This is a genomic window from Rhodococcus sp. IEGM 1330, from assembly GCF_033142445.1.
In the GTDB taxonomy this organism is placed as follows: Bacteria; Actinomycetota; Actinomycetes; order Mycobacteriales; family Mycobacteriaceae; genus Rhodococcoides.
On the sequence record NZ_JAWLSB010000016.1, the window covers coordinates 1 to 12751 of the forward strand.

The 12751-nt window shown below is 63.4% G+C and carries 14 protein-coding genes; 2 read left to right on the forward strand and 12 right to left on the reverse strand.

Annotated elements, in window-relative coordinates; genetic code table 11:
• Positions 1–201 precede the first annotated feature (201 nt).
• Positions 202–897, reverse strand: a complete 696-nt coding sequence (locus R4P57_RS25670) for a pyridoxamine 5'-phosphate oxidase family protein (RefSeq protein ID WP_317805689.1) — start codon at positions 895–897, stop codon at positions 202–204.
• A 100-nt stretch (positions 898–997) separates the two neighbouring features.
• On the opposite strand from R4P57_RS25670, the gene R4P57_RS25675 reads away from it, so the two are divergent.
• Complete coding sequence (locus R4P57_RS25675; RefSeq protein ID WP_317805690.1) at positions 998–2395, forward strand: PLP-dependent aminotransferase family protein; 1398 nt, start codon at positions 998–1000, stop codon at positions 2393–2395.
• Here R4P57_RS25675 and murA read toward each other — a convergent pair.
• Entirely contained in the window at positions 2388–3641 is a 1254-nt protein-coding gene (gene murA / locus R4P57_RS25680) for a UDP-N-acetylglucosamine 1-carboxyvinyltransferase (RefSeq protein ID WP_094614651.1), read from the reverse strand. The two genes, R4P57_RS25675 and murA, sit on opposite strands and share 8 nt — an antisense overlap.
• 54 nt (positions 3642–3695) lie before the next feature.
• Between murA and R4P57_RS25685 the strand changes: the two genes are divergently transcribed.
• A complete protein-coding gene (locus R4P57_RS25685) occupies positions 3696–4298 on the forward strand; it encodes a cob(I)yrinic acid a,c-diamide adenosyltransferase (RefSeq protein ID WP_317805692.1) in 603 nt (200 codons plus the stop codon).
• On the opposite strand, the gene R4P57_RS25690 is transcribed toward R4P57_RS25685, so the two are convergent.
• The 10 genes from R4P57_RS25690 to R4P57_RS25735 all read right to left on the reverse strand — a co-directional run bounded on the left by R4P57_RS25690 (position 4299) and on the right by R4P57_RS25735 (position 12686).
• On the reverse strand, positions 4299–4736 hold the full coding sequence (locus R4P57_RS25690) for a DUF2550 domain-containing protein (RefSeq protein ID WP_317805693.1): 438 nt from the start codon (positions 4734–4736) through the stop codon (positions 4299–4301).
• Between the two features lie 29 nt (positions 4737–4765).
• A complete protein-coding gene (locus R4P57_RS25695) occupies positions 4766–5125 on the reverse strand; it encodes a F0F1 ATP synthase subunit epsilon (protein ID WP_032402867.1) in 360 nt (119 codons plus the stop codon).
• 30 nt (positions 5126–5155) lie between these two features.
• Positions 5156–6604, reverse strand: a complete 1449-nt coding sequence (atpD, locus tag R4P57_RS25700) for a F0F1 ATP synthase subunit beta (RefSeq protein WP_027497899.1) — start codon at positions 6602–6604, stop codon at positions 5156–5158.
• Between the two features lie 3 nt (positions 6605–6607).
• Positions 6608–7579 (reverse strand): F0F1 ATP synthase subunit gamma, encoded by a 972-nt coding sequence (locus R4P57_RS25705; protein ID WP_317805694.1) that lies wholly within the window; start codon positions 7577–7579, stop codon positions 6608–6610.
• A gap of 52 nt (positions 7580–7631) precedes the next feature.
• Positions 7632–9275, reverse strand: coding sequence for a F0F1 ATP synthase subunit alpha (gene atpA / locus R4P57_RS25710; RefSeq protein ID WP_317805695.1), 1644 nt, complete (start codon positions 9273–9275; stop codon positions 7632–7634).
• 88 nt (positions 9276–9363) lie between these two features.
• A complete protein-coding gene (locus R4P57_RS25715; protein WP_317805696.1) occupies positions 9364–10191 on the reverse strand; it encodes a F0F1 ATP synthase subunit delta in 828 nt (275 codons plus the stop codon).
• An 8-nt stretch (positions 10192–10199) separates the two neighbouring features.
• On the reverse strand, positions 10200–10763 hold the full coding sequence (locus R4P57_RS25720) for a F0F1 ATP synthase subunit B (RefSeq protein ID WP_317805697.1): 564 nt from the start codon (positions 10761–10763) through the stop codon (positions 10200–10202).
• A 7-nt stretch (positions 10764–10770) separates the two neighbouring features.
• Complete coding sequence (locus R4P57_RS25725) at positions 10771–11010, reverse strand: ATP synthase F0 subunit C (RefSeq protein WP_008715092.1); 240 nt, start codon at positions 11008–11010, stop codon at positions 10771–10773.
• Positions 11011–11088: 78 nt separating this feature from the next.
• Entirely contained in the window at positions 11089–11949 is an 861-nt protein-coding gene (gene atpB, locus R4P57_RS25730) for a F0F1 ATP synthase subunit A (protein WP_411742444.1), read from the reverse strand.
• Between the two features lie 305 nt (positions 11950–12254).
• A complete protein-coding gene (locus R4P57_RS25735; RefSeq protein WP_317805772.1) occupies positions 12255–12686 on the reverse strand; it encodes a hypothetical protein in 432 nt (143 codons plus the stop codon).
• Between the last annotated feature and the right edge of the window lie 65 nt (positions 12687–12751).

Sequence of the window (12751 nt, forward strand, 5' to 3'; positions counted from 1 at the left end):
GAAGACCAGGTCGGTGTCCGTCGCTCTGACTCGACAAAAGTTACGCCACCAACCACACCAACGCAAATCGGCAGGTCGACTGACGCTCTCTGGGCATTCGCGCAGCTCGACCTCGGAGCGTCACGTCATCGCGCCCGTCACACGCTGCAACGTACGCATGTGATGCCAGACACAGCCGAACTGCCACTGCTGCAACAGCGTTCACCCCCGCATCGCGTTCCTGCGCACATCATCCACATGCTCCGGCACCGGAATATCCCCCGCGAGTTCCGAGGCAGGTTCGGCGTCGCCGAGCGCCTCCCACACCGGAACGACGCCGGCCCACACGTCGCCCCGTTGGATGTCGAGGTCGTCGTCGACGGGTCCGCCGGACCTCGATTTCACCGATGCCTCGTACATCGGAAGTGCCAGAATCGCGGTGGCAGCAAGCTCCTTCCGCGTATGCGAACGCAGATGGGCACTCCTTCCCGGGACCACCTGATCGACTATCGCGTCCAATGCTCGAATCCGTTCGTCGGCGTCCTCCACTCGGCGAGGCCGGCCGACCACAACGGCACTTCGGTAGTTCATCGAATGGTGGAATGCCGATCGAGCCAGGACGAGTCCGTCGACGACGGTCGTCGTGACGCAGATGTCCTGCTCAGGAGCATCGATCATGCTGCGCGATGCCACGGATCCGTGCAAGTACAGCGTGCCTCCCTTGTCCGGACCGGCGGGATCCACGCCGAACACCGTCGGTAAAACGCGAGGCACCCCCGCCACGATCACGCCGATATGACAGATGCGCGCCGAGCGCAGGACGTCGAGCAGCGTTGCCCGTTCGAGCCTGGCGCGATGCCTACCCCGCATCACTACGGTTCGCGCGGTCGGGGAAAGAGGCACGTCGTCAACTGTCATGGTTGCAAGGATCCGGGACGAGTGGCCTTTCGTCATGGTCCAATAGAGTCGAATCTGTTCAGGCCACTTTCACGCGGATGCCGAAGGAGACCGACACTCCATGCTCCCTAGCTCTCTGTCGATCACCATCGATCGCGCCGACGCTCGGACACTGCCCGTCCAACTGGCCGATCGCATCCGATCCGCAATCGACGACGGAGAGCTGCAACCCGATTCTCGATTACCCAGTACCCGAGCACTTTCCGTCGATCTGGGCGTTGCACGTGCGGTCGTGGAGAAGGCTTACGAACAGCTCGTCGCCGAAGGATGGCTCGATGCCCGGCGCGGTTCGGGCAACTACGTCCGACGCATCCCCCGTGCACGTCGATCGAATGCGATGCCGTCGAACGCACACACCGCACCGCGAGCATCCCCGCGGATATCGCTCCGCCCAGGAATCCCGTGGACTCCACCCTCGGCATCCGATGCTTGGAAGCGCGCGTGGCGCGACGTCGGTGGCACACCACCTCCCGGCGACTATCCCGATTCCGCCGGCACGCTCGAACTGAGGACTCGCGTCGCCGAACTACTCCGCCGCGCACGCGGACTGCACACCACTCCAGCATCGATCGTGATCACGACGGGCAGCATTCACGGTCTCGATCTCGCCCTGGGCGCGCTTTCGGTTGCCGAATCGGTCGAACACGTTCTGGCACTGGAGAATCCAGGGTACAGGTCCGCCGCTGCGCTCGCGACACACCGCGGGTGGTCTCTACACGACGTTCCCGTCGACCGCGATGGCTTGATCGTCGAACAGCTGGACTCGGCTCCCCCGCGGACACCGGCCGTGTACGTCACGCCGTCGCATCAGTACCCGACCGGCGCTTTCATGCCCATCGGCCGTCGACGCGCCCTGGCGGACTGGGCCCGCGGCAACGATTCCATGATCATCGAGGACGACTACGACTCCGAATTCCGTTATGGCGCAGCACCTTTGCCCACTGTGGCCGAACTGGCAACCGACCGGACCGTCTACCTCGGCACCGTCTCCAAGACCCTCGGTGCCGGGATACGTCTCGGCTGGATGGTGGCACCCCAGTCGATGGTCGACCGTATCTCGGCAACGCGCCGCGCGATCGGCGACCACCCATCGGTTCCCGTCCAGCATGCAATGACGTCCATGTTGCGCGACGGCGAATGGGACAGAACCGTCCGAACGGCGCGGCGGCTCTATCGCACCCGCGACCGCGTGGTCGCCGCAGCGCTGGCCAGGTTCGGCGAGCTCCGGGGAGTTGGAGCGGGGCTGCATACGGTGTTGATGCTCGATACCGACGCAGCGCGCGACGTCGCTATTTCGTGTGCGGCGAGTGGCGTGGACGTACCGACACTCGAACACTCGACCCGCTCGCCCACAGCCAGGGGTGGAATCGTCGTCGGATACGGATCCGTCTCCGACGACGAACTGGACTATGCCATCAGTACATTGGTCGATGCGCTGGAAGCTGCGCTACTCAGCTGACCCGCTCGATGCTGCCACCGAGTGCACTCAGGTTCTCGACGAATCGCGGATAACCGCGATCGATGTGGAACACGTCGTGCACTTCTGTCGTACCGTCGGCCACCAATCCTGCGAGAACCAGGCCGGCTCCCGCCCGGATATCGGAGGACCACACCGGCGCACTGGACAGCTGCGGCACACCGCGCACCACGGCGTGGTGGCCATCGGTACGCGCGTCGGCCCCGAGCCTGATCATCTCCTCGACGAACCGGAATCGAGCCTCGAAGACGTTTTCGGTGATCATCGACGTGCCGTCGGCGACGGTCGCGAGTCCGATGGCCATCGGCTGCAGGTCGGTTGGGAACCCTGGATACGGAAGCGTCGCGAAATTGACCGCCCGCGGCCGTTCGTGCTGAACGACGCGGAAGCCGTCAGGCTCGCTGGTGACCTCGGCACCGGCAGATCTCAACTTGTCCAACACCAACGACAGGTGCTTGGGATTGACACCGCGGACTCGCACATCCCCACGAGTCATGGCAGCGGCGATTCCCCAGGTCGCAGCGACGATGCGATCGCCGATAACCCGATGGGTCGTCGGCTTCAGCGCGCTCACACCACGAATGGTCAACGTCGATGTGCCTGCACCGCGGACGTCGGCACCCATCTCGTTGAGCATGTTGCACACGTCGACGATGTCCGGCTCACGCGCGGCGTTGTCGATCACCGTCTCCCCGGTGGCGAGGACTGCGGCCATCAGGATGTTCTCGGTGGCACCAACGGACGGAAACGCCAGTCTGATGTTCGCGCCGCGCAATTCGTCTGCTTCCGCGACGACACACCCGTGTTGGATCTCGCTGCGCGCCCCGAGCAATTGGAGACCGGACTGGTGCATGTCGAGGGGACGCGACCCGATCGCGTCACCACCCGGCAGTGCCACCACAGCTCTCTTGCACCGCGCAACCAGCGGTCCCAACACGCACACCGAAGCTCGGAACTGGCGAACTGCCGCGAAATCGGCGTGATACTTCGGCATCGCCGGAGTGGTGATGTGAACGACCGATCCCTCCAACTCGACCTCACAGCCGAGCCCGCGCAACACCTCCGCCATCAGCGGCACGTCCAGGATGTCGGGGCAATTGGTGATCGTGCTCGTGCCCTCTGCCAGCAGCGCAGCCGCCATCAATTTGAGGACGCTGTTCTTCGCACCACCGACCGCCACCTCACCGACGAGGCGATTACCACCGTTGACCAAAAAGCGTTCACTCACGTCGACAGCGTAGCCAGCGGGACCGGCCGACACCCGCGCGGTACCGTAGCGCGCATGGCCGTCCACCTCACCCGCATCTATACGAGAACCGGCGACGACGGGACCACCGGACTGAGCGATTTCTCGAGGGTGTCCAAGAACGACGAACGACTGATTGCCTATGCGGACTGCGACGAGACCAACGCCAGCCTCGGTGTGGTTCTCGCACTGGGCAACCCGCCCGAATCGGTGCATTCGGTGATCCGCACCATCCAGAGCGATCTATTCGACGCGGGGGCCGATCTCTCGACTCCGGTCGTCGAGAATCCGCAGTACCCGCCTCTGCGTATCGATCAGAGCTACGTCGACCGCCTCGAAGGCTGGTGCGACGAGTTCAACGAGGATCTCCCCGCACTGACGTCGTTCATTCTGCCGGGCGGAACGCCGCTGGGAGCGTTGCTACACGTGTCGCGAACGGTAGCCCGACGCGCGGAACGGTCGGCATGGGCTGCAGTGCACGCGAGCCCGGAGACAACGAGTGCATTGCCGGCGAAATACCTCAACCGACTCTCGGATCTACTGTTCATTCTGAGTCGCTACGCCAACCCCGAAGGCGACGTCCAATGGGTTCCCGGATCGAGCCGCACTTCGGCCGATCCGACTACCGACGAGAGCTGATCAGGCCGCCGGTCGACGGCGACGCGAGCGGCCGGAGGGCCGAGACTCGACCCAGGACAGGAAAGCGGTCAACGCACTTCTGTCCAGCGCGATCTCGAAATTCTTGCCGTTGCCGGACAGTTCCAACACAGCGATGTCCGGTGTCATGATGTCGAACTCGGTGTCCCGTGGGGCTCGTCGATCACCCACATGAATGTCCTGCCTGCCCAGCCGATGATCCGGGCCGGGCCGAAGACTCGACAGCTTGAAGAAAACGAGCGTGTTGTCGCCGTACCGAATGATGCCGTGACGCCAACCGGCACCACCGTCCGACGGCAACACCCGCATGATCGCGGCAGTTCCCCCGCGCCGAAGAACCGTCAGACGGTACGCAAAAGCCGCGACGAGCCCTGCGAGCAGCACAACCAGAATGATCAGAACAATCAATCCGGTGTGCATCGCAGGTCTCGTCGCGGCTTCTCGTGAACCTAGGACCGCTCGACAGCGCGGATACGTCCCTTGGCCACCGCAATGGCCTCGAGGTCGTCGCCGTTCTCTGCCACTACGGACCGTGCTGCTTCCACGTCGATGTCGTCCGCAAAATCGGCGGACTCTGCCAGCACGGTCACCGTCTTGCCGGTGACCGACAGGAAGCCACCGTGGACAGCGGCGATGATCTTCTCGCCGTCGGTCGTGGTGATCGACACCGTGCCCGCCTCGACCAGCTGGCCGAGGACAGGCTCGTGGCCCAACATGATGCCGATCTCACCTTCGGTGGTCTGAGCGCTGACGATGGTCGCGGTACCGGACCACAGCTTTTGCTCCACAGCGACCAGGGAGACCTCCATGCCGCTCTTCTCGGAAGAAGTCACGTCGGTCTACTTTCCGGCCATCTTCTTCGCGGCTGCCTCGACATCGTCGAGACCGCCACAGCTGTTGAAGGCCTGCTCGGGAAGGTGGTCGTACTCACCCTTGGTGACCTTGTCGAATGCCTCGATGGTGTCGGAGAGCGACACGACCGAACCGGCCTCGCCGGTGAACTTCTCGGCAACGATGAAGTTCTGGCCGAGGAACTTCTGGAGGCGGCGTGCGCGGCCGACCAGAACCTTGTCCTCTTCCTGAAGCTCGTCCATACCGAGGATGGCGATGATGTCCTGCAGCTCCTTGTACTTCTGCAGGATCCGCTTGACCTCGTTGGCGACGCGGAAGTGCTCCGCACCGACGATGCCGGGCTCGAGGATGCGCGAGGTGGAGCTCAGCGGGTCCACAGCGGGGTAGATACCCATCTGCGAAATCGGACGCGAGAGCTCGGTCGTCGCATCGAGGTGCGCGAACGTCGTGGCCGGGGCCGGGTCGGTGTAGTCGTCGGCGGGAACGTAGATCGCCTGCAGTGAGGTGATCGAGCGTCCACGGGTCGAGGTGATGCGCTCCTGGAGCTCACCCATCTCGTCCGCCAGCGTGGGCTGGTAACCGACGGCAGACGGCATACGACCGAGAAGGGTCGACACCTCCGAACCTGCCTGCGTGAAGCGGAAGATGTTGTCGATGAACAGAAGAACGTCCTGCCCCTGAACATCGCGGAAGTACTCCGCCATGGTCAGTGCCGACAACGCCACGCGCATACGCGTGCCGGGCGGCTCGTCCATCTGGCCGAAGACGAGGGCGGTGTCCTGGAGGACGCCCATCTCTTCCATCTCGAGGTGAAGGTCGGTGCCTTCACGGGTGCGCTCGCCGACTCCTGCGAACACCGAGGTGCCCGAGAACTCGCGTGCGATACGAGTGATCATTTCCTGGATCAGAACGGTCTTGCCGACACCGGCACCACCGAACAACCCGATCTTTCCGCCCTTGACGTACGGGGTCAGAAGGTCGATGACCTTGATGCCGGTCTCGAGGATCTCGGTCTTGCCCTCGAGCTGATCGAAGGCTGGTGGCTTGCGGTGGATGCCCCACTGCTCGCCGTCGCGGCCGAGTCCGGGGGTGTCGAGGCAGTCACCGAGGGCGTTGAACACGTGGCCCTTGACGACGTCACCGACGGGAACCGAGATCGGCTTGCCCGAGTCGACGACTGCAGTGCCGCGAACGAGTCCGTCGGTGGGCTGCATCGAGATGGTGCGAACCAAGTTGTCGCCGAGGTGCTGTGCGACCTCGAGCGTCAGGGTCTTGGCCACGGTCGGCAGAGTGATCTCTGCGTTGAGGGCGTTGAACAGTGCGGGAATCGAGCCGCGCGGGAACTCGACGTCCACAACGGGGCCGATGACCCGAACGACACGGCCGGACTGTGTGTCCGCTCCGCTCGCGTTCTCTTGGGCTACTGCTGCGGTCATTGCTTAGTCACTTCCTGCGCTGTCGGCCAACGCGTTGGCGCCACCGACGATTTCGCTGATTTCCTGGGTGATCTGGGCCTGCCGAGCCTGGTTGGCCTGACGGCTCAAGGTCTCGACCAATTCGTTCGCGTTGTCCGTCGCTGCCTTCATGGCGGTACGACGCGCCGCGGATTCCGACGCTGCTGCATCGAGCAACGACGCATAGATCCTGGTGCTGATGTACTTGGGCAGCAGCGCCGAGAGCAGAGTTCCTGCTTCCGGCTCGAACTCGTACTGTGCCTGCACATCTGCGGACGGCGAGTCGCTCAACGCGTCTGCACCCATCTCGAATTCCTCGTCGGTGTACGAGATTTCGAGCGGTGCCATACGGCGAACTTCGGGCTTCTGCGTGAGCATCGACACGAAGCGGGTGTAGACGATGTGCAACTCGTCCACGCCCTCGACGGTGCCTTCACCGTTAGGAGCGTCGACCTCGGTGCCCGAGCCGGCCATGAACAGCTCGACCAGGTGCTTGCTCGCCTTGGCCGCGTCGGCGTATCCGGGCTCCTGCGAGAAGCCCGTCCAGGCACCCTTCACGTCCCGCTCGCGGAATGTGTAGTAGCCCAGGCCTTTTGCGCCTAGGACGTAGATGACCGGATCCTTGCCCTCGGAGCGGAGCAGCTGGAACAGCTCCTCCGTCTCCTTGAGCACGTTGGAGTTGTAGCCGCCGCACATACCGCGGTCGCTGGTCACGACCAGGACCGCAGCACGCTTGGGCTCGGGCCGCTCGTTGAGCAGCGGGTGATCGAGCGAACTCGATGCACTCGCCAACGCCGAGAGCACCTTGGTGATCTCTTCCGCGTACGGCTTCGATGCGGCAACGCGGGCTTGCGCCTTGGTGATTCGCGATGTCGCGATCAACTCTTGGGCCTTGGTGATCTTCTTGGTCGAGTTGACCGACTTGATGCGGGAGCGAAGCTCGAGAATGCTTGCCATCTAGCTGTTCACGCTCCCTTCTGTGCTCGTCTTGTCACCTGTCATCGCCGGCCTACTTGCTGACTGTCTTGCGAGTGACGTTGACCTGCTCCTGGCTGACCTCGTCGGCGTTGAGCGTGTCGGCCTCGGCCTCGTTGACGACGCGGTTGCCGTCAGCGTCGACGAATCCGGCCTTGAACTTCTCGGTCGCCTCGGTCAACGCCTTCTGGTTGTCCTCGTCGAGTGCCTTGCCTCCGGCAATGCTGTCGTAGACACCGCTGGCGTTGCGGTGCAGATCTTCGAGCAGCTCGCTCTCGAAGCGACGCACGTCGCCGACCGGAACGGAGTCGTACGTGCCCTGCCCGGCGAGCCAGATCGAGACGATCTGATCTTCGACGGCAACCGGTGAGTACTGATCCTGCTTGAGCAGCTCGACCAGACGTGCACCGCGTTCGAGCTGAGCCTTGGAGGCCGCGTCGAGGTCGGATGCGAATGCCGAGAAGGCTTCGAGCTCGCGGAACTGAGCCAGCTCGAGGCGAAGGGATCCGGAGACCTTCTTCATGCCCTTCGTCTGCGCGGCACCGCCGACTCGGGAAACCGAGATACCGACGTTGATCGCGGGACGGACACCCTTGTTGAACAGGTCGGACTCGAGGAAGACCTGGCCGTCGGTGATGGAGATGACGTTGGTCGGGATGTATGCCGAGACGTCGTTGGCCTTGGTCTCGATGATCGGCAGAGCCGTCAGCGATCCGCCACCGAGCTCGTCGGACAGCTTCGCCGAACGCTCCAGCAGACGGGAGTGCAAGTAGAAGACGTCACCGGGGTATGCCTCGCGGCCCGGCGGACGACGCAGCAGCAGCGAGATGGCGCGGTACGCCTCGGCCTGCTTGGTCAGGTCGTCGAACACGATGAGGACGTGCTTGCCCTGGTACATCCAGTGCTGGCCGATGGCCGATCCGGTGTACGGGGCGAGCCACTTGAAGCCGGCCGAATCCGACGCGGGAGCCGCGACGATGGTCGTGTATTCGAGTGCGCCCTGCTCCTCGAGTGCAGCCTTGACGCCTGCGATCGTGGAGCCCTTCTGGCCGATGGCGACGTAGATGCAGCGAACCTGCTTCTTCTCGTCACCGCTCTCCCAGTTGGCCTTCTGGTTCAGGATTGCGTCGATGCAGACCGCGGTCTTGCCGGTCTTGCGGTCGCCGATGATGAGCTGACGCTGGCCGCGGCCGATCGGGGTCATGGCGTCGATCGCCTTGATACCGGTCTGCAGCGGCTCCTCGACGGGCTGACGCTCGAGCACCGAGGCAGCCTGCAGTTCGAGGGCGCGGGTCTCGGAGGACTCGATGTCGCCGAGGCCGTCGATGGGCTCGCCCAGGGGGTCCACGACGCGGCCGAGGTAGCCGTCGCCCACGGGGACCGACAGCACGTCTCCGGTGCGCTTGACTTCCTGGCCTTCTTCGATGTGCTCGTAGTCACCGAGGATGACGGCACCGATTTCGGTGGCATCCAGGTTCAGCGCGACACCGAGGACTCCGCCGGGGAATTCCAGGAGTTCGTTGGACATCGCCGACGGCAATCCGGACACGTGAGCGATTCCGTCGCTCGTGTCCGTAACCGTGCCGACCTCCTCGCGGGAAGACTCCGGTGAGTAGCTCGCGGTGAAGTTATCGATCGCGCTACGGATCTCGTCGGAGGAGATCGTCAGCTCCGCCATAGTGTTTCCTGCTCTTCCTTCAAATGATCGCGGGGTGAAATGTCTCGAAAGTCGAGACGCTTCTTCTCGTTACTGTGTCCGTGTCGGACTATTTGAGCGTCTTTCGCAATGCAGCGAGGCGGCCTGCCCCGCTACCGTCGATGACCTCGTCGCCGATACGAACGACAAGTCCGCTGAGCAGTTCGGTATCGACCTCTACATGCACCGTGACCTGCTTGCCGTACGTGCGGGTCAAGGTTGCCGTCAGCTTCTCGAGCTGACTGTCGCTCAGTGGGGCTGCGCTGCGGACGTGTGCAACCGCGCGGTCACGCTGTTCGGCGGCCAGATCGGCAAGTCCGTTCAGTACGTCGGCGGGAGCCGCCTTTCGCGGACGCGTCACAGCCTGAACTGCGAGCGCCTCGGTGACAGCGGTGACCTTGCCGTAGAGCAGACGGCCGAGCAGTTCGCGCTTCGCCTGCGAGGGCTTCGAGCGATCCGATAGTGCCTGCTCGAGCTGCGGGTTGCCGGCCACGATGCGTCCGAGCCGGAACAACTCGTCCTCGACCGTGTCCAGCTGATCCTGATCGGCCGCGGCACGGAGCAGAGCTTCGCGTCCCAACTCGACCAGGGAGTTCAGTAGGTCGCGGGCGTTGGACCAGCTTTCGCCGGCAGCAGCCTTGACGATGGTCGCCGTTGCACTCGACACCTGGCCGGAGAAGACCTCTCCGGCCAGATTGCTACGTCGATCGCCCTCTACCGACGAGTCGGCAAGAGCGGTACGCAACGTGCGCTGCGCGTCGAGAGTTTCGACGACGGCGAACAACTCGGCTCCGGTCTGAGCAGCGACGGCTGTCGCCTCGCCTCCCGACGCGGACCCCAGAGCTTCGTGGGCAACCGACCGCGTGCGGGCGAGTGCCTCACGAGAAGTTGCGTACATGGTTCGACTCACTTTCCGGATGCGGAGTCCGCGGTGACGGAATCCAACTCGTTGAGGAAGCGATCGATCGAACTGGAACGCTTCGCGTCGTCGGACAACTGCTCTCCGATGACCTTCTCAGCGAGTTCGACGGCCGTACGTCCCAGATCTCCCCGAAGCTCGGTGACGATCTGCTGACGCTGAGCAACGAGCTGATTGTGACCTGCGGCCACGATCCGGTCGCTTTCTTCCTGCGCCTTTTCCTTCATCTCGGCGAGAATCGCCTGCCCCTGGGTGCGCGCTTCCTCACGGATCTGCGCGGCCTCGGAACGGGCGTCGGCCAGCTGAGCGTGGTACTGCTCAAGGGCAGCCTTGGCTTCTGCCTGAGCCTGCTCGGCCTTCTTGATTCCGCCTTCGATGAGCTCGGAGCGCTCGGCGAGAACCGTCTGGAAACGCGGTACGACGTACTTCCAGAACAGGAAGCCGATGATCACGACACAGACGATCGACCAAACGATGTCGTATGTTGCGGGCAGCAGCGGGTTCTGGGATTCACCTTCCCCGGCTGCGAGCAGCGTTATCGCGTTTGTCATCGCGCTCTCAGAGAATGAAGCCGGCGACGAGGCCGATCAGGGCGAGGGACTCGGTGAATGCAATGCCGAGGAACATGGTCGTACGGAGCTGACCGGCCAGCTCGGGCTGGCGAGCGGTGGCTTCCATGTTCTTGGCGACGACGAGGCCGAGGCCGATGCCACCGCCGATCGCTGCGAGGCCGTAGCCGATGGCGCCGTATCCGCTGGCGGTGATTTCCTGCGCCTGGGCCAGAACTTCAAGGCTCATTCGGTTTTCCGTTCCCTTTCTTCGGTCCACATCCGGGTGTCGGAGGTGGCGGTGTAGCTAGTTCGGTCTGTTGGTCGGTCAGTGCGAGTCGGCGTGTAGCGCCAGGTCGATGTAGATCGCCGTGAGTAGCGCGAAGATGTATGCCTGCAGGAAGATCACCAGCATCTCGAACATCGTGAACAGGAAGCCCATGATGAGCGAGGGTGCAGCGAAGATCTTCAGGCCGGCAGAGGCCTCGAAGAGGAAGAACTGCGTGGCGCTGAAGAACAGCACCAGCATGATGTGGCCGGCGAGCATGTTGGCCAGCAGACGCACGGTCAGCGTGAACGGGCGTAGGACGAAGTTCGAGATGAACTCGAGCGGAATCAGCAGCACATGCATAGCCGGCGGAATGCCGGGGATGACGATCGTGCCTTTGACGAACTTGCCGACGCCGAACTTCTTCACACCTGCGTAGATGAACGCGACATATGCGACCGCCGCGAGCACTATCGGCAGGCCGATGCGCGCATTGGAAGAGATGTTGAGGAACGGAATGACGGCACTGGCGTTCACCGCCAACACTGTGAAGAAGATTGTCATGATGACGGGCAGGAATCGACGTCCCTGTTCCTTGCCGAGTACATCCTCCGCGACGTGGATCCGAACGAAGTCGAGAGCGATCTCGGCCATGTTCTGAATCCCGCGAGGCACGATCTTGGGGCTGCGCAGAGCAATCAGCATGAAGACAATCAGCAGCGCCGACATCAGGATGCGGATGAGCATCAGTCGGTCGAGCTCGAACGGGGTTCCCTCGAACAGCACCGCGGGCGGAAAGAAGTCGGATAGTGACGGCGGACTGAACTCCGCAGCCAGGTTGGTGACGCTCAGCGGTCTCTCCCGTGTTCGGGCCGCAGCCGGTAGCGGCTGCGGTTCGATCGGACAATGACGATCTATCAAGTCGACGAAAATCGGCTCGCAATCGTCAGAGGCTGAGGCCCGGTCTTCATCGGCCAAGCGTCTGTCGGGTGTCGGCGACTCACGTCGACTCGGCAACTCTCAGGGCGAAACCTTACGTTGCCGAAGTCGAAGACTCCGGGCCCACTGTAAGGAAGCTCACGCTGATGGTTACCTGCGGGGGTCCAGTCCGGGGAAAAAGTCTCTTTCGTCCCAGTCTTGCCCACCGCTTGATACAAACTTTATCAACAGAACTACGACGTTGTGTAGGCGGGCCTCAGCTTAACCGATTACGACAGCCTGTCGTACTACCGGCCGTCGGTGTGGTCGGCGGCGGGAACGCTGTCGACGTAGGCAACCTTCGTCTTGACGACTCCGAAGACTTCTGCCCCGAGCACGACCACGAGCGCACCGAGGATGGTCAGGCCGAGCGAGTAGCGGTTGTAGAAGTCGGCATCCTTGAGCGCAACGAGCACGATCAGCGCGATGACCATCTTCACGAGCCAACCGCCGAGCAGCAGCGCTCCGACGGCCGAAGCCGGAAAACGGGTGGTGAGCGCAACCGACAGCGCCGTCGTGATGACAAAACCGCCGCCGATGGCCACGCCGATGAGCGATCCCCACAGGCCGGGCGTGCCTGCCGCGGCGACGGAGATTCCGACGCACACCACCGTCAGTACCACCAGTCCGATGAGTCCGTATCGAACTGCGGCGCGAAGCGGCGCGAATTGGTCGGGCATGGACTGCGGAGAGAAGGTCACAGTCGTCGAGAGTACCCAGGACGCGGCCGGGACCAGCCGACGGC

Bases quoted from the DNA above. Each gene is read 5' to 3' on its own strand.
- R4P57_RS25715 (WP_317805696.1), bottom strand. From the start codon at position 10,191: ATGTACGCAACTTCTCGTGAGGCACTCGCCCGCACGCGGTCGGTTGCC.
- atpA (WP_317805695.1), bottom strand. From the start codon at position 9,275: ATGGCGGAGCTGACGATCTCCTCCGACGAGATCCGTAGCGCGATCGAT.
- R4P57_RS25725 (WP_008715092.1), bottom strand. From the start codon at position 11,010: ATGAGCCTTGAAGTTCTGGCCCAGGCGCAGGAAATCACCGCCAGCGGA.
- atpD (WP_027497899.1), bottom strand. From the start codon at position 6,604: ATGACCGCAGCAGTAGCCCAAGAGAACGCGAGCGGAGCGGACACACAG.
- R4P57_RS25670 (WP_317805689.1), bottom strand. From the start codon at position 897: ATGACAGTTGACGACGTGCCTCTTTCCCCGACCGCGCGAACCGTAGTG.
- R4P57_RS25690 (WP_317805693.1), bottom strand. From the start codon at position 4,736: ATGCACACCGGATTGATTGTTCTGATCATTCTGGTTGTGCTGCTCGCA.
- R4P57_RS25720 (WP_317805697.1), bottom strand. From the start codon at position 10,763: ATGACAAACGCGATAACGCTGCTCGCAGCCGGGGAAGGTGAATCCCAG.
- R4P57_RS25685 (WP_317805692.1), top strand. From the start codon at position 3,696: ATGGCCGTCCACCTCACCCGCATCTATACGAGAACCGGCGACGACGGG.
- R4P57_RS25705 (WP_317805694.1), bottom strand. From the start codon at position 7,579: ATGGCAAGCATTCTCGAGCTTCGCTCCCGCATCAAGTCGGTCAACTCG.
- R4P57_RS25675 (WP_317805690.1), top strand. From the start codon at position 998: ATGCTCCCTAGCTCTCTGTCGATCACCATCGATCGCGCCGACGCTCGG.
- R4P57_RS25695 (WP_032402867.1), bottom strand. From the start codon at position 5,125: ATGGAGGTCTCCCTGGTCGCTGTGGAGCAAAAGCTGTGGTCCGGTACC.
- R4P57_RS25735 (WP_317805772.1), bottom strand. From the start codon at position 12,686: ATGCCCGACCAATTCGCGCCGCTTCGCGCCGCAGTTCGATACGGACTC.